The sequence below is a fragment of the Alkalibacter mobilis genome, from assembly GCF_015594845.1.
In the GTDB taxonomy this organism is placed as follows: Bacteria; Bacillota; Clostridia; order Eubacteriales; family Alkalibacteraceae; genus Alkalibacter; species Alkalibacter mobilis.
This window is the reverse complement of sequence record NZ_JADNRK010000001.1, coordinates 1-19,743: the sequence shown is the minus strand read 5'-3', so window position 1 is coordinate 19,743 and position 19,743 is coordinate 1. Positions and strand designations below refer to the sequence as shown.

Annotated in this window: 19 protein-coding genes; 16 read left to right on the top strand and 3 right to left on the bottom strand. The window is 40.1% G+C overall.

Annotated features, from left to right (window positions below):
• Nucleotides 1-4: 4 nt before the first annotated feature.
• From IWB18_RS00095 to glmS, 11 genes are all read left to right on the top strand, one after another.
• Nucleotides 5-1,312, top strand: coding sequence for a hypothetical protein (locus tag IWB18_RS00095; protein ID WP_195681548.1), 1,308 nt, complete (start codon nucleotides 5-7; stop codon nucleotides 1,310-1,312).
• Nucleotides 1,313-1,334: 22 nt separating this feature from the next.
• Nucleotides 1,335-1,724: a prepilin-type N-terminal cleavage/methylation domain-containing protein gene (locus IWB18_RS00090; protein ID WP_195681547.1), complete on the top strand. Its 390-nt coding sequence runs from the start codon at nucleotides 1,335-1,337 to the stop codon at nucleotides 1,722-1,724.
• A gap of 17 nt (nucleotides 1,725-1,741) precedes the next feature.
• Nucleotides 1,742-2,302 (top strand): PilW family protein, encoded by a 561-nt coding sequence (locus IWB18_RS00085; protein ID WP_195681546.1) that lies wholly within the window; start codon nucleotides 1,742-1,744, stop codon nucleotides 2,300-2,302.
• 98 nt (nucleotides 2,303-2,400) lie between these two features.
• Nucleotides 2,401-3,864, top strand: coding sequence for an aminoacyl-histidine dipeptidase (locus IWB18_RS00080; protein WP_195681545.1), 1,464 nt, complete (start codon nucleotides 2,401-2,403; stop codon nucleotides 3,862-3,864).
• A gap of 11 nt (nucleotides 3,865-3,875) precedes the next feature.
• Nucleotides 3,876-4,499 (top strand): SGNH/GDSL hydrolase family protein, encoded by a 624-nt coding sequence (locus tag IWB18_RS00075; protein WP_195681544.1) that lies wholly within the window; start codon nucleotides 3,876-3,878, stop codon nucleotides 4,497-4,499.
• Between the two features lie 131 nt (nucleotides 4,500-4,630).
• On the top strand, nucleotides 4,631-6,016 hold the full coding sequence (radA, locus tag IWB18_RS00070; protein WP_195681543.1) for a DNA repair protein RadA: 1,386 nt from the start codon (nucleotides 4,631-4,633) through the stop codon (nucleotides 6,014-6,016).
• Between the two features lie 90 nt (nucleotides 6,017-6,106).
• Nucleotides 6,107-6,586: a CarD family transcriptional regulator gene (locus IWB18_RS00065; RefSeq protein WP_195681542.1), complete on the top strand. Its 480-nt coding sequence runs from the start codon at nucleotides 6,107-6,109 to the stop codon at nucleotides 6,584-6,586.
• Nucleotides 6,587-6,712: 126 nt separating this feature from the next.
• Nucleotides 6,713-7,810 (top strand): PIN/TRAM domain-containing protein, encoded by a 1,098-nt coding sequence (locus tag IWB18_RS00060; RefSeq protein WP_195681541.1) that lies wholly within the window; start codon nucleotides 6,713-6,715, stop codon nucleotides 7,808-7,810.
• Nucleotides 7,811-7,939: 129 nt separating this feature from the next.
• The gene (gene ispD, locus IWB18_RS00055; protein WP_332310638.1) at nucleotides 7,940-8,623 is read left to right on the top strand and encodes a 2-C-methyl-D-erythritol 4-phosphate cytidylyltransferase; all 684 of its coding nucleotides are present in this window, start codon (nucleotides 7,940-7,942) and stop codon (nucleotides 8,621-8,623) included.
• A gap of 55 nt (nucleotides 8,624-8,678) precedes the next feature.
• A complete protein-coding gene (gene glmM, locus IWB18_RS00050) occupies nucleotides 8,679-10,022 on the top strand; it encodes a phosphoglucosamine mutase (protein WP_195681539.1) in 1,344 nt (447 codons plus the stop codon).
• A 450-nt stretch (nucleotides 10,023-10,472) separates the two neighbouring features.
• Nucleotides 10,473-12,302, top strand: a complete 1,830-nt coding sequence (glmS, locus tag IWB18_RS00045) for a glutamine--fructose-6-phosphate transaminase (isomerizing) (RefSeq protein ID WP_195681538.1) — start codon at nucleotides 10,473-10,475, stop codon at nucleotides 12,300-12,302.
• Between the two features lie 58 nt (nucleotides 12,303-12,360).
• Here glmS and IWB18_RS00040 read toward each other — a convergent pair whose 3' ends face one another.
• The gene (locus IWB18_RS00040; protein ID WP_195681537.1) at nucleotides 12,361-13,161 is read right to left on the bottom strand and encodes an ABC transporter permease; all 801 of its coding nucleotides are present in this window, start codon (nucleotides 13,159-13,161) and stop codon (nucleotides 12,361-12,363) included.
• A complete protein-coding gene (locus IWB18_RS00035; RefSeq protein ID WP_195681536.1) occupies nucleotides 13,158-13,802 on the bottom strand; it encodes an ABC transporter ATP-binding protein in 645 nt (214 codons plus the stop codon). The genes IWB18_RS00040 and IWB18_RS00035 overlap by 4 nt, the downstream gene beginning before the upstream one ends.
• A 126-nt stretch (nucleotides 13,803-13,928) precedes the next feature.
• Here IWB18_RS00035 and IWB18_RS00030 point away from each other — a divergent pair, with 126 nt between their 5' ends.
• From IWB18_RS00030 to IWB18_RS00010, 5 genes are all read left to right on the top strand, one after another.
• A complete protein-coding gene (locus IWB18_RS00030; RefSeq protein WP_195681535.1) occupies nucleotides 13,929-14,465 on the top strand; it encodes an MptD family putative ECF transporter S component in 537 nt (178 codons plus the stop codon).
• Between the two features lie 96 nt (nucleotides 14,466-14,561).
• Nucleotides 14,562-14,963, top strand: a complete 402-nt coding sequence (locus tag IWB18_RS00025) for an FMN-binding protein (RefSeq protein ID WP_195681534.1) — start codon at nucleotides 14,562-14,564, stop codon at nucleotides 14,961-14,963.
• Between the two features lie 121 nt (nucleotides 14,964-15,084).
• On the top strand, nucleotides 15,085-15,375 hold the full coding sequence (locus IWB18_RS00020) for a PTS sugar transporter subunit IIB (protein ID WP_225877710.1): 291 nt from the start codon (nucleotides 15,085-15,087) through the stop codon (nucleotides 15,373-15,375).
• 183 nt (nucleotides 15,376-15,558) lie between these two features.
• A complete protein-coding gene (locus IWB18_RS00015; RefSeq protein ID WP_195681533.1) occupies nucleotides 15,559-18,036 on the top strand; it encodes an ATP-binding protein in 2,478 nt (825 codons plus the stop codon).
• A 22-nt stretch (nucleotides 18,037-18,058) separates the two neighbouring features.
• Nucleotides 18,059-19,168: an Ldh family oxidoreductase gene (locus IWB18_RS00010; protein WP_195681532.1), complete on the top strand. Its 1,110-nt coding sequence runs from the start codon at nucleotides 18,059-18,061 to the stop codon at nucleotides 19,166-19,168.
• Nucleotides 19,169-19,220: 52 nt separating this feature from the next.
• Here the strand turns inward: IWB18_RS00010 and IWB18_RS00005 are convergent, their stop codons facing one another.
• Nucleotides 19,221-19,421: a cold-shock protein gene (locus tag IWB18_RS00005; protein ID WP_195681531.1), complete on the bottom strand. Its 201-nt coding sequence runs from the start codon at nucleotides 19,419-19,421 to the stop codon at nucleotides 19,221-19,223.
• Nucleotides 19,422-19,743: the final 322 nt, after the last annotated feature.

Sequence of the window (19,743 nt, the reverse complement as noted above, 5' to 3'; positions counted from 1 at the left end):
CAAGATGAAAAAAATATGGAGTAACAAAGGTATGGTGTTGCCTTCGGTTATCATTATCGGTGCAATAGTGATAATGGCAGGGACTGTTTTGTTGTCAATGGGAGTGCTTGACGTGAAAAGTGGCAACTTTTTTGAACGAAACACACAAGCTTATATGAATGCCAGGTCAGCAGGTGAAGTGTTGATAAAGCAGGTTGTTTCTGGTGGATTTGATTTAAGCAGTGGAGTCGGAAACACGTATGCCTCAGATATAAACGGTGATGGGGTGGATGATGTCAATCTGGAGATATCCAAGGTTACCGGTGGATACTTGATCACTTCAGTCGGAACCCACGAAGATGTGGATGAGGAAGTTCAGATATTTTACGCATCCGAAATCACTGAAGAAGACAGCATTATTCCTGAGACGGCATTATTTTCATTCACAAGCATAGATTTAAGCAATAACATCAAGGTGGTTGGAGACATTGGAACGTCTCAGCCTTACGTGGATGAAGAAAATCCCATCGATATTGATGAGAACATCTATTACTATGACGAAAAGGGTAAACTCGTAAATGTGGATGACACTAAAGACAACGTTCATTATGAAATGGACTTTGATCCGCTTGTCCTTAAGACTGTCGATCAGATTTTTGATGCGGACACCACTGTGTGGACGTCATCTTTGCCTGGAGTATTTGGAGCTGAAGATGAGATAACATTGGTGGACGGTGTCCTGACTGTTACCGGAGATGTAACGATCAACTTGACATCTGACGTTGAATTGGTTGTGAAATCCTTTATCTCCAATCAGGGGAGTGATTTTAACATTTCTGGAGATGCAGCCCTTAAAATTTACATAGAAGAGGAAATGAAGATTTCTGGAAAGGTGAATATGGATGCAACTCTCGATCATTCAGATCTTGAGATTTATTACAACGGAAGCGGTGCAGTATCTGATGGTGATATAGAAATTTTGGGAAACAAAGGCGGAGAATTGTGCTCTTACTTTCAATTTCTGAAAGATACATCACCGGAAGCGATAAGTACAAAGTCTGAGTTTTCCGGTGTGTTGGTATCGCCCTATACAGGAGGTATCACAATCAATGGCCAGAAGTCCGATTATGATCAAAACTTGATATATGCACCTTATGCCACACTGACAGGTGGAACGGGTTCGGCTGAATATGACGGAAGTATCATAGTGGGGAAGATAGATATCAGCGGTAACTTTATTGTAGTATACCGATCCTTTGAAGGTGGAATAGAACTGCCTGGGGTAACTATTCCGGGGGAAGAAGTTTATACTGATTATCATTGGCAAAAATAGTGTAGAATTGGGAGTTGATGGAATGAATAAGTTCAAGAAGAATAACAGAGCCTCCGGATTCACCATTGTTGAGATCATAGTTTCCATTATGATAATATCGATCCTTTTGATTGCAGGTCTTTACATGCTCTCCATGAGCATTACATCCATAGCCAATGAGGGAGAAGATACGACATTGCTATACGAAGCTCAGCATATAATGGAAAATGTCACGGGCAAACCATTGATTTACAACTATGCTGATGGACAAGAGGTTTACAGCGGATCTGAAGGGAAGCTTTATTTTTACAAGAGTGCAGATATTATGGATCTAGGTGGCATAGGTACTGTTTCGGGAACAATGTATACGATCAAATCAGAAAAAGATCCAGGAGTTCAAGTGGAAGTTCTGCGTTCATTTGTGCCCGACTAAGAATGGAGCTGATTAATATGAAGAATACGAAGAATACGAAGAATACGAAGAATACGAAGAATCAAAAAGGAATAACATTGATCGAGCTCATAGTGGTTTTGGCACTACTTACAATAACTATTACGCTGGGGTTCGGGATATATCGAACAGGTTGGAGAACATTTGGAACTGGAGTGGATAAGACTACAATGCAGCAAAATGCAAGATTTGTTGCAAATATGGTTACTGATGAACTTAAGTTTTCAAAAGAAATTTCAAATGATTCAGTCAATTTTCATGGTATAGAATCTTATTACAGAATGTCGAAGAGTGGCGATACGTTGGAAATAGTTGGATATGATGCAGCAGGGAATCTGGTTTCCAGTAACAGTACGGGGAGCAATGTTATTGATTTGAAATTTTTTAATGAGAATGAGTCAGACAAAAATATATACTTTGCTGTTACCACAAAAGAAAAAACTGGAGAAGCAACTTTGGCCGATTTGGTTACTACATCGTCAGTACAACTTATGAACAAAGATGTGACCTTGAACAAATTGACCGATGCCACAACAATCTACTATACAAAATATAATTAATCATGCGAAAGCCTTCGGGCTTTCTTTTTTTAGATTTACCTTCATAAAAAGCAGGATAAAATATATAATGAAAGTATTAAAACACAGGAGGGTCAAAAATGAGAGAAGAATTTTTAAATTTAGAACCTGAAAAAACTATGGAGTTTTTTTACGATATATCTCAAATTCCCAGAGGTAGCGGCAAGGAAGAAGAAATCAGCAAATATCTAGTGGAATTTGCCAAGGATAGAAATCTTTTTTACAAAAGGGATAGATTCAACAACGTTTTGATTAAAAAGCCGGCTTCTAAGGGAAGAGAAACTCATACGGGAGTGGTACTTCAAGGGCATGTGGATATGGTATGGGAGAAAAACAGCGACACCAACTTCGATTTTGAGTCACAACCCCTGGATCTGTACATAGATGGCGACTTCATCAAAGCCAAGGGAACGACACTTGGGGCGGATAACGGGATAGGAGTGGCCATGGCATTGGCTGTTTTGGACAGCAAAGATTTAGATCATCCCATGATCGAAGCGGTATTTACAGTAGACGAGGAGCGCGGACTTACAGGAGCTTTGAATTTTGATGGATCATTGATAGAAGGAAAAATCTTGATAAATCTGGATTCTGAAGATGACGATGAGATACTGACAAGCTGCGCAGGTGGGATTCGAATAAATCACCATATTGAGCTTGCGCGGGAAAAAAACAAGGAATTGGATAAAAGACAGATATTTGAAATAAAAATCACCGGACTTTCCGGCGGCCATTCAGGCATGGATATAAACAAGGGCCGTGCAAATGCCAACAGGCTCATGGGCAGGCTTTTGTACGCGATACAGGATGAGATGGAGGCGAATATAATAAGCATATCCGGTGGGTCTAAGGATAATGCAATACCGAGGGAGGCCTTCTGTACTTTGGCAGTTGACAGGTCTGAAAATGAAAATTTTGAAATTATAATAAAAGAATTCCAAAGAGCTTTTCATAATGAATACAGAAAAGCGGATAGTGGGATCCAAGTGACGGCAAAAACTGCAGGTGAGCCTACTGACGTGATGATGACGACTGAAACTACCAAGCAGATCATAGCCATGTTGTTGTCCGTACCAAATGGAGTGATGAGCATGAGCGAAGACATAGAAGGCATGCCCGTCAGTTCGAGCAACGTCGGAGTCGTTGAAACAACTGAAGATGAAACTGTGATATCAATTGCTGCCAGAAGCTCTTTCTCATCAAAAAAGGAAGAAATAATCGCTATCAATAAAGCCATATCAGATCAAATGGGTTCTTCCATTGAATTTACAGGTGATTATCCAGGTTGGAGTTATGCGGAAACATCTCCAGTCAGAGATTTGGCAACCAATGTTTATAAAAAAATATTCGGTGAGGAGCCAAAGATCGTAGCGGTTCATGCGGGAATAGAATGTGGAATATTTGGAGAAAAAATCCCTGGACTGGACATGATTTCCATCGGGCCCAACATAGTGGATGTCCACAGCCCCAGAGAGAAACTTTCCATATCATCTACTCAAAAAACTTGGAAGTTTTTGACCGGAATTCTGAAAGAAGTTCGATAAGGGTGATCAAAATGAATATTTTGTGTTTTGGAGATTCTAATACCTGGGGTTACAATACAAATGACGGCAACAGGTTTTCTAGAGACATTAGATGGACAGGCATCCTTCAAAAAATGCTTGGATCAAAATATCTGATCATCGAGGAAGGTTTGAATGGTAGGACTACTGTTTTTGAAGACCCTTTTCAATGGAATCATGCCAAAAGCGGGAAAGATTCTCTGCCTGTGTGCTTGATGAGCCACAAGCCTTTGGATATTGTTTTGATAATGCTGGGGACCAATGACATGAAAAGCATATATAATGCTGGAGCGTGGGAAATTGCCAAGGGAGCCGGTGTCCTGGTAGACGTTATAAGAGGCGTTTTGCCTGAAAATACACCTAAGATCGTACTCGCTTCTCCACCACGGTTAGGGGAGGAGTCAGAAAATTCGCCCCAATTTTTAGGAGCCATGGACAAAGTAAAACAAATTTCCGATGAGTTTGAAAAGGTAGCTGCCGAAAAAAATGTAGTTTTCATAGATATTGGATCTATGGTCGAAGCCGGATCAACAGATGGAATTCATTTGGAAGAATCCGGTCACAAAAAAACTGCAGAAATTTTTTACAGATATATAGCTGAGTCACAAGATGGATAATGATAGTAGGAACTTGGTCGATGCTCCAAAGGGTAGAGTCAGACAATGTGATCTTGAGTGTGGCAGGGTAGATAATCAGGCTTGGCACAGACATTAAATTTGAATTGTTGTAGGGAGGAATAAGAGAAAAATTGAAGGTCAAGAATGTTTTTGTGTGCACCAATTGCGGTGCAGAGTCATATAAATGGCAAGGGTATTGCTCGAACTGCGGAGAATGGAATACTCTTGAAGAAAGAGAAATAAGGAAAACGGCCGGAAGCGGGAAAAAAGAATCTGCAGGAAAACCGCAAAGGAAGGCTCAGCCCCTATCTAAGGTGAAAATCAACGGGACTGAGCGGATAGTTACCGGAATCAAGGAATTTGACAGAGTTATGGGCGGAGGTATAGTCAAGGATTCGATATCCATAATAACGGCAAAACCCGGTGCCGGGAAATCAACATTGTTGCTGCAGGTGGCAGGAGAGTTGGTAAGGAAAGATTTTACAGTTCTGTACGCGTCAGGAGAAGAGAGCGAAAGCCAGATCAAGGGAAGAGCAGACAGGCTTTTCGATAAGTTGGATGACAAATTGTTGGTATATTGTGACAACAACCTCAACAACGTGATCGAAAACGTCAATGAATCAGATCCTGACCTGATAGTGCTGGACAGTATTCAGACATTCATAATGCCCGATGTTTCAGAATCAAGAGCAGGTTCGCCGACACAGACGATGGAGTGTGCCAATGCAATGCTCAATCTGGCCAAAGATCAACGGAGACCAAGAGCTGTCATCATGGTAGGACAAATGACAAAGAAGGATGAAATGGCGGGATTAAGAGCCTTGGAGCATCTTGTAGATACGGTGTTGCTCATAGAAGGAGAGGATGAGGAAGAATTAAGGGGATTAAGTGTCACCAAGAACAGGTTTGGCAGTACATGGGAAAGAGGTTTTTTCTCCATGGGAGAAAAGGGTCTTTCATCCATAGATAATCCGTCGGAGTTTTTTATGACAAAGCGGGAAGAGGGGGATCTGGTGGGGGGAAGCGCCCTGACTGTCATAAGGGACGGATCAAGATCCATAATAGTGGAGATAGAAAGCCTGGTTTCACATTCATTTACACCCTATCCATCGAGGATTTGTGAATCCATACCAAAAGATCAGCTTAACACCTTGATATCTGTACTGGAACAAAAGGCTGAGATAATGCTTTACGATAAAAATGTGGTTTTAAAAAGTACCGGGGGTCTCAAACTAAAAGAGCAGTCTGTGAATCTCTGTGTTGTAATGAGCATTGTCTCATCTGTCAAAAACAAGGGAATACCCGGAAATGTGGCGTTTTTAGCAGACGTAGGACTTACCGGAGAACTCAAAAAAGTCCCCTCACTGGAACAAAGACTGAGAGAATTGGACAGGATGGGTTTCAAGAAGGCTTTTGTCGCAAAAAACAACCTGCAGATAAAGCAAAAATATGGTGTTTTGGAAGTGAGTCAGTGTAAAAACATACAGGAAGTAATACAAAAATGTTTTTTTCTTTGACAATGATATCATACCTGTGTTAAAATAATTTATTTTGACAATCTGACCTCGCTGTACTATAATGGAGTATATAGGCTGGGAGGTTTGTATATGTTCAAAATTGGAGATAAGATAGTATATCCCCTGCATGGTGCAGGCATCATCGAGGATATTGAAGAAAAAGAAATATTAGGCGAAAAATCAGCTTATTACATACTGAAGTTTCCTGTAGGCAATATGAAAATTATGGTTCCAGTAAACAATTGCGAAGATCTTGGGATCAGATATATCGTAGAGGAAGCGGAACTCATGCGTGCCCTGGACGTGCTTCATGAAAGCAAAAACGTCATGGATAGCAATTGGAACAGGCGTTACCGTGAAAACAGTGAAAAGTTAAAAAGCGGAGACATATTTGATATTGCAGATGTGGTCAAAGATCTTTACATCATGGACCGGGAAAAGGGTTTGTCAACCGGCGAAAAAAAAATGCTCAATAACGCAAAACAGATTTTGGTAAGTGAATTGGCATTGGTCAGAGATTTAAACAACGAAGAAGCCGAAGAGCTCATTAAAGAATGTCTTAAAGAATAGGATTTGTTCTATTCTTTTTTTAAATTAAAATTTTCTTTAACAGCTATTTCTTTAAGTTATTTTTAAAGAAGTCTGTTATAATATTACTCATGAATTGACAAAAAAATATTAAAAGGAGGTGAGACGATGGTAATCAAGGTAATTAGATGGGTTGTGTCTTTTTTGGGATTTTTGACGGGGTATCAGCTTTCCATGGCGATCCTCAATATAGATATGGTAAATGAGTTGTTGGGCGATTTCGCAGTAGCTCCCTGGAGCGTTGCCATACATATAACCAGCGGAATTATACTAGGATTGATTTTTTATTTGATTTCACCTGCAATTATAAAAATTGGATTGAAGATTTCCAAAATCGTAGAAAGCTCTTTGTCAAAATTTTCGCTTCAGGAATTGTTGGTCTCCACTTTTGGCTTGATAATCGGACTGATAATAGCTGCTTTGTTATCCCTGCCTTTGAGCAATTTCAGATTGTTTCCGGGGATGAACGAGATACTTATCACTTTGATCTACATCTTGTTCGGCTACATGGGGATCACAATAACAAACAAGAATTCGGAGCTTCTCGTAAGTTTGTTCAAAAGAACACCTAAAGAAGTCAAGGTTCAAAAATCAAAAATGACTTGTCCCAAGATATTGGATACAAGCGTGATTATTGACGGACGTATATTTGACATATGCCAGACTGGTTTCGTGGAAGGTGTTTTGATAATTCCCGGATTTGTTCTTGCGGAACTTCAGTATATTGCAGACTCTGCAGATTCATTAAAGCGGACAAAGGGAAGAAGAGGCCTGGATATCCTAAACAGGATTCAGAAGGAACTGGATGTAGAGGTGATGATTTCGGAGAAAGACTATCCGGAAATCAGTGAAGTGGATTCCAAGTTGTTACAGCTTGCAAAGGACATTAAGGGAAAAGTTGTGACTAACGACTACAATCTTAACAAAGTGGCTGAATTCCACGGTGTTCCCGTTTTGAATATCAACGAACTTTCCAATGCTGTAAAACCCGTAGTTATTCCTGGTGAAGAAATGGTGGTAACAGTCATCAAGGATGGAAAGGAATCAAATCAAGGGGTTGCTTACTTGGATGATGGAACCATGATAGTAGTGGAAAATGGACGAAAGTACGTAGGCAATACCATAGAAGTGTTGGTAACAAGCGTTCTCCAGACTGCAGCGGGAAGAATGATTTTTGCAAAACCAAAGAAAAATGGAAATAAATAGTAAAGCTTGGAAGATAAAAAACCTGCCTAAGCAGGTTTTTTTTGCTTTAGGCTTGATCTTGTTATATAATATTGTTTCAGGATTATTTATGTAATGGGGAAAGAGGCGGTAAATATGGGCAAGCCTTATGTGAGTGCAATTATTGTGGCTGCGGGCACCGGCTCACGTATGAAAGCGGGGATAAACAAACAGTACTTGTTCCTGAACGGTAAACCCGTTTTGGCACACACGCTGATTGCTTTTGAAAAATGTGCAATGATCGATGAAATAATTTTGGTCATAAATAAAAATGACTTCAGCATATGTGAAAAAGATGTGATCAGAGCAAATAGATTAAAAAAAGTGAAATATATGGTGGAAGGCGGTTCCAGCAGGCAGGAATCCATGTATAACGGGATAAAAAAGGTGCATGAGAAAGCAGATATCGTATTGACGCACGATGGTGCAAGACCTTTGATACACCAAAACACCTTGCTTAAATCGATTGAGATGACCCTTGAATACGGAGCTACGATAGTAGCTGTTCCGGTCAAGGAGACCATCAAGGTTGTAAATGAGGACATGGAAGTGGCAAGCACACCAAAAAGATCTGAATTATGGACTGTCCAGACACCTCAGACTTTCAGTCGGGAGATACTTGTCAAAGCTCACGAAAAGGCTCTGGAGGACGGATTTGTAGGAACAGATGATGCAATGCTGGTTGAGAGGTTGCCTTTCCCAATCAAAATCGTCAAAGGTCATTATGACAATATCAAGATAACCACGCCTGAAGATTTGATAATAGCTGAATCAATATTTCAGATCGTGCCTTGATGCAAATCAAATTTAAAAACAACCACAAAAATCATTGGTAAATTTCGGAGGAATTATGAGTAGATTATTTGGAACAGATGGAGTAAGAGGAGTAGCCAATACAGAACTTACGCCTCAACTTGCGTTTGAACTTGGTAGGGCTGGGGCCTATGTACTTGCTACCAACTCACATAAACCAAAATTCGTTATAGGTAAAGACACGAGGATTTCAGGAGACATGCTGGAAGCAGCTCTTTTGGCGGGGATACTGTCCGTTGGTGGAGAGGTTGTCAAGGTCGGAGTCATACCAACTCCCGCTATAGCGATCCTGACAAGAGAATTGGGAGCAGATGCAGGAGTAATGATAAGTGCATCCCATAACCCGGCAGAATTTAACGGCATAAAGTTTTTCAACGGTCAGGGCTTGAAGCTTAAGGATGAAATAGAAGATCAAATCGAAGATCTTATCAAAAACAATTTCGAGTATCCGGTAATGACAGGTGAAAAAGTGGGAACTGTAACTGAAATGGCCGATTCCAGCCGACTTTATGAAGAGTATATTTTAAAGACTATAGACACAGATCTCAAGGGTCTCAAAATCGTTTTGGATTGTGCCAACGGAGCTGCTTTTGAAGTCGGTCCCGAGGCTTTTGTGAAGGCGGGCGCGGAGATTATTGTTATCGGGAATGATCCGGACGGGCTGAATATCAATTTGAATTGTGGATCGACTCATATGGAGAGGCTTCAAAATGAAGTTCTTGAAAAAAAGGCCGATTTTGGTTTGGCTTTTGACGGCGATGCAGACAGGATGCTTGCTGTAGATGAAAATGGAGTTTTGGTTGACGGGGATAAGTTGTTGAATATCTTTGCTTACCACATGAAAAAGAAAAACCGCCTAAAATCAGATACCGTTGTCGTTACTGTAATGAGCAACATGGGTTTGGATTTGGCGCTGGATTCACAGAAATGCAAATCCGTTAAAACCAAGGTTGGAGACAGATATGTACTGGAAGAAATGCTGAAAAACGGCTACAATCTGGGTGGAGAGCAATCGGGACACTTGATCCTCTTGGATTACAACACAACTGGTGACGGAGTTTTGTCCGGACTTCAGCTTGCATCCATAATCAAACATGAAAACAAGAGTCTCGGAGAACTGGCTTCTATGATGAATATCATGCCGCAAGTTTTAGTTAATGCGAAAGTTTCCAACAGCAAAAAAATGGATTATCTCAAGGATGAAACCATTCAAAGTGAAATAAAGAAGATGGAATCCTGTCTCGACAACAAGGGAAGGGTCCTCATCAGACCTTCCGGAACTGAACCTCTGGTAAGAGTCATGCTTGAAGGGGAAGATCTTCAAGAAATCAAGATGATGGCGGAAAATCTGGCAGACATGATCGTTGACCGATTGGGTTGATGAAAATCACATACGTTTATTTAAAAGCGTTACCTCAAATTTCAAAGGTGCGCTTTTTTATTTTATCATCCATAACTGATTATGAATTCTTTGCCCATAATTCAAAGCATTAAGAACTTTTGCTTGTTAATTTATAAATTTAAATCTATAATATAAGTTGAAGAAAGGAAGTGAAAAGAAAAAACTTAATACAAGCGCCAGAACTCCGATGGAGTTGACGAGGTTTGGGGATTATCGAATATTCGGCGGATGCCCCAAAAGTGTTAAAATCCCACTTAACATATTCTTCAGGACAAAACCCGGCAGGTGACTGCGGGCACAAATCCCTTCGAAGTCAAATAACTCAAATCAGTACCAAATTCAAGTTTACAATTCAACAAATGCACCAGGACCCAAAATTCAAAGGGTTTATTTTCGTTGTGCAAAAATACTAATCAGGAGGAAAAACACATGTGTGGAATAGTAGGGTACATAGGAGACAAGAATGCCAGCCCGATTCTTGTGGAAGGACTAAAAAAATTGGAGTACAGAGGCTACGACTCGGCTGGAGTGGCAGTTTATGATGACAATAAAATCAATATAAGAAAGAAAAAGGGACGTCTGGCAATCCTTGACGAAGAAGTACAGAAAAATCCTGTGAAGGGATCTATGGGCATAGGTCATACAAGATGGGCGACACATGGTGCTCCATCAGATATAAATTCACATCCCCATTGCAATGGAGATTGTTCTATTGCCATAGTTCACAATGGGATCATTGAAAATTACATGGAACTAAAAGAGGAGTTGATCGAAAAAGGCTATAGATTCTTGTCTGAGACAGATACTGAGGTCATAGCGCACCTCATCGACTACCTATACGATACAGATATTTTAAGTGCGGTACAAGCGGCAGTAAAGAAACTTAAGGGATCTTTTGCCCTTGGAGTTATGAGTACAAAAGATCCGGGTAAAATAATTGCAATAAGAAAAGACAGCCCTTTGGTCGTTGGTTTGGGAGAAAGAGAAAATTTCATAGCCTCGGACATACCGGCCATACTTAATCATACTAGAAGAGTTTATCTGTTGGACGACAATGAAATCGCAATTTTGACTCAAGACAACGTTACGGTCTTGGACAAGTACGGAGAAGAAGTTGGAAAACAGGTCTTTAAGGTGGATTGGGACGCAGCCGATGCAGAAAAAGGCGGTTACGACTACTTTATGCACAAGGAGATCCACGAACAACCAAAAGCCTTGAGAGATACTATGACTTCAAGGATATCCAGAGAAAATGACGATATTGTTCTGGATCAGATAAAGCTGGGCAAGGAAGAACTTGAAGAAATCAACAAGGTGTATATTGTTGCTTGTGGAACTGCATACCACGCAGGACTCGTAGGTAAATTTGCCATTGAAAAATATGCAAGGATCCCCGTAGAAACTGAAATAGCATCTGAATTCAGGTACAGAAATCCTATAATTGACGAAAAAACTCTGCTTATAGTATTAAGCCAATCAGGCGAGACCGCCGACACCCTGGCTGCAATGCGACAAGTGAAGGAACATGGCGGAAGAGTAATGGCCATAACAAATGTCATAGGCAGTACTATCTCCAGGGAAGCTGATGATGTCATGTATACCTGGGCTGGTCCCGAGATCGCTGTTGCATCAACAAAGGCATACACGACCCAATTGGTGTGCGTGTACATGATCGCACTTCACTTGGGGCTGTTGAAGGAAACGATCACCAAAGATTATGCGGACAAGATCAGGGAGGCTTTGTTGAGAGCGCCAGAGGATATTGAATATGTGCTCAAACAGGAAGAAAAGATCAAAGAATTTGCATACAAAAATTTCAAAGTGGAAGACGTATTCTTTTTAGGAAGAGGTTTGGATAATTATGTAGCCATGGAAGGATCCTTGAAAATGAAGGAGATCTCCTATATACACTCTGAAGCATACCCGGCAGGAGAATTGAAGCACGGTACCATAGCATTGGTGGTAGATGGCACTATCATAATTGCACTTTGCACCCAAGAAGAACTTTTTGAAAAAATGATGAGCAACATCAAGGAAGTCAAGGCTAGAGGAGCATACATACTGGCTTTTGCACAGGAGAAAAATAAAGCGATTGAGAAGGAAGCCGACGAAGTATTTTATATCAAAGATACTGAAGACGACATAGCATCCATAGCAACTGTTGTCTACCTTCAGATCTTGGCTTATTACTTGTCAGTTGCACGAGGTTGCGATGTGGATAAACCAAGGAATCTGGCCAAATCCGTAACAGTAGAATAAAAAATAACGGATCCTGCGAAACGCAGGATCCGTTTTCATTTTGAACACGGTGAAGAATCTATTCAGTGATCTCCTCTCTCTCGATGACCAACTGGCTCCTCTCGTTGAAGAAGGTCCCATATCCCAACTGAACGAACAGTATTACGCTCAATGATACGCTCCCCAAGATCCCCATCATTATTGCTATTTGATACTCAATGGCAGTGACGGGAGAAGTTCCGGAAAGTATCTGACCTGTCATCATCCCAGGCAGAAAAACGATTCCCATTCCCAACATGGAGTTAATGGTAGGCAATATTGCAGAATCAAAAGCAGTGTCTGTAATTTCTTTTGCGGCCATTTTAGGCGTGGCTCCAAGCATCAGAGCCGATTCAACCAATAGCCTTTGGGTATACATGTTGCTGACCATGTTGTTGACTCCAAGACTGATGCCGGTCATTGAATTTCCGATCAGCATTCCGGCAATGGGTATGAAGTACCTGGGATCATACCATGGAGCGATCCTTACGACAACAAGAAGGAAGTAAACGAGACTGAAGATGGTGCCTGATACCATGGAGAATGCAATGATTCTTTTTAGGCTTCTAGAAAGAGAGTTCTTTGACCTCTTGTATATGTTGTTTACTGCAAAAATTTCCATAATAATTATTACTGCAACGGTCAGTAATGGGCTGGGATTTTCGAATATAAAGACAAGCACATATCCTGTAAAGACCAATTGCAGAGTCATTCTGACAGAAGAAATGAGAATTTCTCTTTCTCTTGATATTCCCCTGGTCTTTACGATGATAAGGAGAATTACGATAAACAAATATGAAGCAGCCATTTGCCACAAGCTTAAATCCATCGCACCGTTCATTTCACGTCACCTCCTTCAAATATTTCCTTTCCTCTTTTGATTTCGATTATTTTATCCGAAATCAGATTTACAACTTTCTTGGAGTGAGTAACCATGATGATCGTTTTGTTCTTGTCGCGTGCAAATTCCAACAGTATTTGAATAATTATTTCCTCTGTGATCTCATCCAGGGCAGAAGAAGGTTCATCTAAAAGAAGTACTTCAGGATCCATCAATAATATTCTTGCGAGTGCTATCCTTTGTTTTTCGCCGCCACTCAAAAGGTCCGCGTCCTTATCCAGACTTGCAGTCAATTTCAATTTTTTCAATAAATCTTTAAGAACGTCGTCCTTGACCATAGGCTTTTGAGAAAATTTCAAGCCTATAAGCATGTTGTCTCTAATGGAACCATTAAAAATCGCAGGCGTTTGGGGAAGCATGACGACTTTTCGTCTCAACTCTATTGGATCGATCTGGTCAATGGAATTTTCGTCGTATAGGATCTCGCCTGAGTCTATGTTTATCAAATTGTTCAACAGCTTGATAAGAGTTGACTTCCCACTTCCGCTTTCACCTACAATACAGGTTATGCTGCCTTTTTTAATATTTAGTTGTCTTATATTAAGAATATTTTTATATAGAACGTCCGTTAAGATAAACATTATTGTCACATCCCATAGGTTATTTGTCTTAATAAGATTGTAATAAATACTGAGGAGTAAGTCTAGTGACAGATTCAAAGATATGATAGAATTATACCCAGTAATAAATCATTTTGGAGGTCTTGAATGAAGTACAGCGTTAAAGATATAACCTTGATCGGATTGGTAGCAGCTCTAACAGTTGTTGTAGGCTATGTTTTTTATCTTGCAGGAAGTCTATTTCCGGTACCAGGGTACAAGTTCGTGGTGTTTGCACCTTTTTTGAGTTTTATGATGTACATTCCCGTCAGGAAGATAAGGAAAATGGGTGTAATGACAATTGTTAATCTGGTTTTTGGCCTGTTGATGTCCATGGTTTCATTAATAATGAGTATTGCAATAATTTCTGCCGGAATAACCGCCGAACTTGTTGCCTGGTTGATATTTAGAAATTACGAGACAGAAAAGAAATCCATATTAGCTGTTGCAATATATCCTGTATCAGCGGTGTTGTGTGCATCTGCAGCTTCAAATTACTTCACTGGAAACGCAATTTACAGGTTGAGTGGCGGCTGGAAGTTTCTGATTGGGCTCTCCGTATTGATTTATTTACTGGGAGTTTTCGGGGCTTATATGTCAAACAAAGTAGTTTATAAGAGAATTGAGGAAATGAAAGAGAGCTGAATATCAATTAATTTTAGTATTATTGACTTTTGTAAAAAAAAGGATAGAATTTAGGTGTAAGATACAATTTCAAACAAAGAATAGGAGTGGAGCCAAGTGAAAAAAATAACTAGAAGAAATAAAATTCTTATTGTTGTGGCGGTCATGGCCATGGCAATATTTATAGCGGGAAAAGCTGCAACCATGTCCATAGAAAAAAACTTTGAAAATCTGTCTGTAGAAGATATCAAAGATGTTGATTTGTCTACGTTGGAGGATGGGGAATACAAAGGCAGTTACAAAGTTTTTCCAATAGACGTTGAACTGGTGATAACTGTATCAGACCATGAGATCGACAACGTTCAAATCACGAAGCATCAGAACGGTCAGGGAAAAGATGCTGAGATTCTTGTGCAAAAGGTGGTGGAAGCTCAATCTTTGGATGTAGATACGGTTTCTGGTGCCACGTACAGCAGTCTGGTCATCCTTAAGGCAATGGAAAATGCTCTGGTTAAATAAAATACACAAAAAAACATACTAATCTTGTAGACATATCCTGTATATATGTTAAAATATAAACGAGAAATCGATAATTTATTAACATGTATTCGATTTCAACTAAGTTTACGAGGTGATGCCAATGGTAATGAAAAAGATTTTGGTTGCATGTGGTACTGCAATGGCTACTTCAACTATAGTAGCAAAGAAAGTTGGTTCTTTGTGCAAACAACAGGGAATTCAGTGTGCCACAGTTCAGTGCACTGCAGATGAGGCAGAATCCAAAGCCAGGTCTTTAAGACCGGACGTGATAGTTGGAACTTGCGACCTCCTTGAAAATCTTGGAGTGCCGGTTATCAATGGTCAGGCTTTTTTGACCGGAGTAGAATCGGAAAAGACAATGGACGAACTTTTGGCTGTTCTAAGCAGCTGAAATTGATGGGCATTATTTAACAATAAATAATTTGGTCTGTAGAATCCCTAAGGGAAGGTGAATGTGGGAAATTTGTCTTCTATGTAGCGGGGATTCTTTTTTTGTTGAAATAATTAAATATTTCTCGACAAAATGGGTATATAGGAACTGTACTTTGCACAAATACGTTGAGGAGGTAAGACAATGGGTCAGGAAAGCAAGTTTGAAATAGGTTATGCGAGGCTTAAAAAAATATGTTCAGAGGAAAATGAATTGGATTTTTGCAATTCATCCAAAGATGTGGCTCCTTTCGAGAGCTTTATCGGTCAGGAAAGAGCCGTAAGAGCAATGGGATTTGGCCTGGGAATGGAAGCCGAGGGCTATAACATATTTGTCTCAGGAGCTCAAGGGACTGGAAAGAGTACCTATACTGAAAGTGCCGTATCTCAGATGGCTAAAAAGAAAGACGTACCAAAAGATTGGTGTTATATATATAATTTCAATGACAAGGATAATCCCATAGTAGTGTCACTTCCAGCCGGAATGGGCAAGGTGTTTAAAAAAGACGTTGAAAACCTGGTGTTGGAACTTCGTATAATCATTCCAAAAGCATTTGAAAGCAACGAGTATAGACAGCAACGTGACAATATTGTCCAAGGCGTCAGGCAGAACCTGATGGATCTCTATCATGAAATGGAGTTGGAGGCCAAGGAAAAAGGTTTCACACTGCAACAAATGCAGGGAAGAGTTCTATTTCTCCCTGTCAAGAATGGGAAGCCTATTCAGCAGGAAGAATATGAGACTTATTCCGTGGAGGAAAGAAAACAGATCGAAGAAAAGATGCACGAACTTCAAAACGGTTTTAATGAGAATATGAGAAAAGGTCAAAGTATGGAGAAACAGGCCAATTTGCAGATCTTGGAACTTGAACGCAAAATCGCCTATTCTGCAGCTGAATCCTATTTTGAAAAATTAAAGGAAAAATATCGTGACATTCAAAAAATAATTGAATATTTGGACGGGTTCATAAAAGATGTAGTTGAAAATCACAGTATTTTCAGGAGTTCAGCTCATTTGCTGGAAGGGATCCCAAATGATCAACAAGAAGGCGCCGCAGCATTCCAAGGGGGATCTTTCATGGGAGAAGGCGGCTTCGGAATGGACGAAAATGAGCTCAGATTTATAAAGTACCGGGTCAACCTATTTGTAAACAACGAGAAGACCAAGGGAGCTCCAGTAGTAATAGAGTCTAATCCAAATTACTACAACCTGTTCGGCAAAATCGAATATAGAAGTCAAATGATGAGCATGACAACGGATTTCACAATGGTGAAAGCAGGATCATTACAGAGGGCAAACGGCGGATATCTTATTATCCAGGCGAAGGATCTCCTGATGGATCCCCTGTCATGGAACGCTCTTAAGAAAGCTTTAAAATATAAAGAAGCTGTGGTTGAGAATATGGGAGAGCAATTCAGGTTGGTTCCAACAACTACCCTGAAACCACAGCCCGTATCTTTGGATGTCAAGGTCATTTTGATCGGCACGCCCATATACTATACAATTTTCAGTTCTGATGAAGATTTTGAAAAATTGTTCAAAGTGAAGGTTGACTTTGATATTGAGATGCCCCGCAGTAAAGATAATGTCTGTCAATACGTATCATTTGTCAGTGCTTTGTGCGAGGAGGGCAAATTGAAACACTTCGACAGAGATGCTTTGGCAAAGATCGTTGAATACGGTTCGCGGCTTGCAGCAGATCAAAACAAACTTTCGACCAGATTCAATGACATAAAGGATATTGTGTATGAGGCATCGGCTTTCGCTCAGATGAACGGAAACGAATTTGTAACTGCGAAGCATGTTAAGACAGCTATAGATGAGAGAAAGTACAGGCTCAACAAACTTGAAGAAAAAATTCAGGAAAATATTACAAACGAGAGAATTAGGATCCAAACAACCGGTAGAGAAGTTGGACAGATCAATGGTCTTTCTGTTATAGGATTAAGCGGATATGCTTTTGGAATACCAACAAGAATAACTGCCAGGACTTATATGGGCAGAGCGGGAGTTATCCATATAGAAAGAGAAACAGGGATGAGTGGCAGTATACATACAAAGGGTGTTTATACACTTGTAGGCTATCTTGGAGGAACCTTTGCCCGAAAAAAACAAATGGGATTGACTGCCCAGATAACTTTTGAACAAAATTATCAGGGCGTTGACGGAGACAGTGCTTCAAGTGCAGAATTGTATGCGATAATTTCAAGTCTTTCAGATGTCCCAATCAAACAAAATATTGCCGTTACCGGATCTGTAGATCAAATGGGAAGGATACAACCTATTGGAGGTGCAGTAGAAAAAATTGAGGGATTTTTTGACATTTGCAATTCTAAGGGTTTGACAGGTGATCAGGGAGTGCTTTTGCCTGAAGAAAATGTTTCCGACCTTATGTTGAAAGATGAAGTGCTTGAAGCGGTCAAAGCAGGAAAATTCCACATTTATACTGTAAAAACGATCAAGGAAGGCATCGAACTGCTGACAGATTTGCCGGCAGGAGAAGAAAATGAAAAAGGCGAATATCCTGAAGGCAGCGTATTTTATAAAGTTACTAAAAGATTGTCTGAAGCTGAGGCATATATGAAAAAAGATGATAAAATAGATAAGAACAAAGAACAATAAAAAATCGACAGGAGATGATTGAATGGAAACAAGACCTTATGTAAGCTGGGAGCTAATAGATGATTTTATGACTTCCGCTTTTGTAAAACTTGGTGTGCCTGAAGACGAAGCCAGGATTTGTAGTGACATTTTGATGGAAAGTGACAAACGTGGCATAGAGAGCCATGGATGCAACAGATTCAAACCTATTTATGTTGACAGGATCAATGCAGGTATCCAACAACCAAAGACGGAATTTGAAATAGTCAGGGAAACTCCTACAACCGCTGTTGTTGACGGACATGACGGAATGGGAATGGTAATTGGTTATAAATCCATGGAGATGGCCATTGAAAAGGCAAAAAAATACGGTATGGGTATGGTTGCTGTAAGGAACTCAACTCATTATGGGATTGCTGGATATTATAGCACTATGGCTACAAAGGCAGGAATGATAGGAATAACCGGCACAAATGCCCGCCCTTCCATTGCGCCGACTTTTGGTGTAGAGAACATGTTGGGTACCAATCCGCTTACTATTGGATTGCCTACAGATGAAGAATTTCCGTTTGTCTTGGACTGCGCTACAAGCATAACTCAAAGGGGAAAGATCGAATATTTTGCCAGAGTAGGCAAGGACACGCCGGCAGGTATGGTCATCGGCAGAGACGGAAGTGCTCTTACGGACAGTGAACAGATACTGGAAGACCTGGTAACTGGAAACGCGGCTCTTGCGCCTCTTGGGGGCATTGGTGAAGAATTAGCCGGTTACAAGGGATATGGATATGCAACAGTGGTTGAGATTTTGTCAGCTGCGCTTCAAGCGGGAAGTTACATGAAAATGCTGACCGGAATCGGAGAATCCGGAGAAAAAGTACCTTATCACTTGGGACATTTTTTCATAGCCATAGATACAGAAGCTTTCATGGGGGTGGAATCCTTCAAAAAAACTGCTGGAGAAATACTAAGAGGTTTAAGATCATCTCAAGTCGCTCCAGGTGAAGAAAGGATCTACACCGCAGGAGAGAAAGAATATATTTCTTGGATGGACAGAAAGGACAAGGGTGTACCGGTAGGCGAGGCTGTACAGCAGGAATTGATAAAAGTGAGAGACGATCTGGGATTAGATCATAAATTTCCATTTGAAAAGTAAACAAAAAAACGCTCCGTGAATAAATACGGAGCGTTTAAATATATAAGTTGAATTATCTTACAACTGTAATGTTTTCTGCTTGTGGTCCTTTAGGTCCTTGAACTATGTCAAAAGTAACTTTTTGTCCTTCTTCCAAAGTTTTGAAACCATCTACATTGATTTGTGAGTAATGTGCGAAAACGTCGTTTCCGTCATCTCCTGTGATAAATCCGAATCCTTTGTCTGAATTAAACCATTTAACTGTACCGCTCATATTGAGTACCTCCTAATATTTTGATTCCTAAATCTAATCAAAACAGATAACACACAATTCATTAATCAGGAAAGCACTGCGTTTAATACGAGCTCCAATTAAAATGATAATTGATGTTAATACTATTTGGATAAATTTAAGTACTCCATGATTTTATCATGAGTAATGTTTTGTGTCAAGACAGCTTGAAGACATTGTTGTTAACTTGTGATAATGTCACCTTTAGATTCACTTGATAAAATGTCACATTCTATTAAACTGAAAATATGAAAAAAGGATGGATCACTTTGTCGCAAGAGCAGTTAAAGACCTATAAGGTCAT

Bases quoted from the DNA above. Each gene is read 5' to 3' on its own strand.
- IWB18_RS00095 (WP_195681548.1), top strand. From the start codon at position 5: ATGAAAAAAATATGGAGTAACAAAGGTATGGTGTTGCCTTCGGTTATC.
- IWB18_RS00090 (WP_195681547.1), top strand. From the start codon at position 1,335: ATGAATAAGTTCAAGAAGAATAACAGAGCCTCCGGATTCACCATTGTT.
- IWB18_RS00085 (WP_195681546.1), top strand. From the start codon at position 1,742: ATGAAGAATACGAAGAATACGAAGAATACGAAGAATACGAAGAATCAA.
- IWB18_RS00080 (WP_195681545.1), top strand. From the start codon at position 2,401: ATGAGAGAAGAATTTTTAAATTTAGAACCTGAAAAAACTATGGAGTTT.
- IWB18_RS00075 (WP_195681544.1), top strand. From the start codon at position 3,876: ATGAATATTTTGTGTTTTGGAGATTCTAATACCTGGGGTTACAATACA.
- IWB18_RS00065 (WP_195681542.1), top strand. From the start codon at position 6,107: ATGTTCAAAATTGGAGATAAGATAGTATATCCCCTGCATGGTGCAGGC.
- IWB18_RS00060 (WP_195681541.1), top strand. From the start codon at position 6,713: ATGGTAATCAAGGTAATTAGATGGGTTGTGTCTTTTTTGGGATTTTTG.
- glmM (WP_195681539.1), top strand. From the start codon at position 8,679: ATGAGTAGATTATTTGGAACAGATGGAGTAAGAGGAGTAGCCAATACA.
- glmS (WP_195681538.1), top strand. From the start codon at position 10,473: ATGTGTGGAATAGTAGGGTACATAGGAGACAAGAATGCCAGCCCGATT.
- IWB18_RS00040 (WP_195681537.1), bottom strand. From the start codon at position 13,161: ATGAACGGTGCGATGGATTTAAGCTTGTGGCAAATGGCTGCTTCATAT.
- IWB18_RS00035 (WP_195681536.1), bottom strand. From the start codon at position 13,802: ATGTTTATCTTAACGGACGTTCTATATAAAAATATTCTTAATATAAGA.
- IWB18_RS00030 (WP_195681535.1), top strand. From the start codon at position 13,929: ATGAAGTACAGCGTTAAAGATATAACCTTGATCGGATTGGTAGCAGCT.
- IWB18_RS00020 (WP_225877710.1), top strand. From the start codon at position 15,085: ATGGTAATGAAAAAGATTTTGGTTGCATGTGGTACTGCAATGGCTACT.
- IWB18_RS00015 (WP_195681533.1), top strand. From the start codon at position 15,559: ATGGGTCAGGAAAGCAAGTTTGAAATAGGTTATGCGAGGCTTAAAAAA.
- IWB18_RS00010 (WP_195681532.1), top strand. From the start codon at position 18,059: ATGGAAACAAGACCTTATGTAAGCTGGGAGCTAATAGATGATTTTATG.
- IWB18_RS00005 (WP_195681531.1), bottom strand. From the start codon at position 19,421: ATGAGCGGTACAGTTAAATGGTTTAATTCAGACAAAGGATTCGGATTT.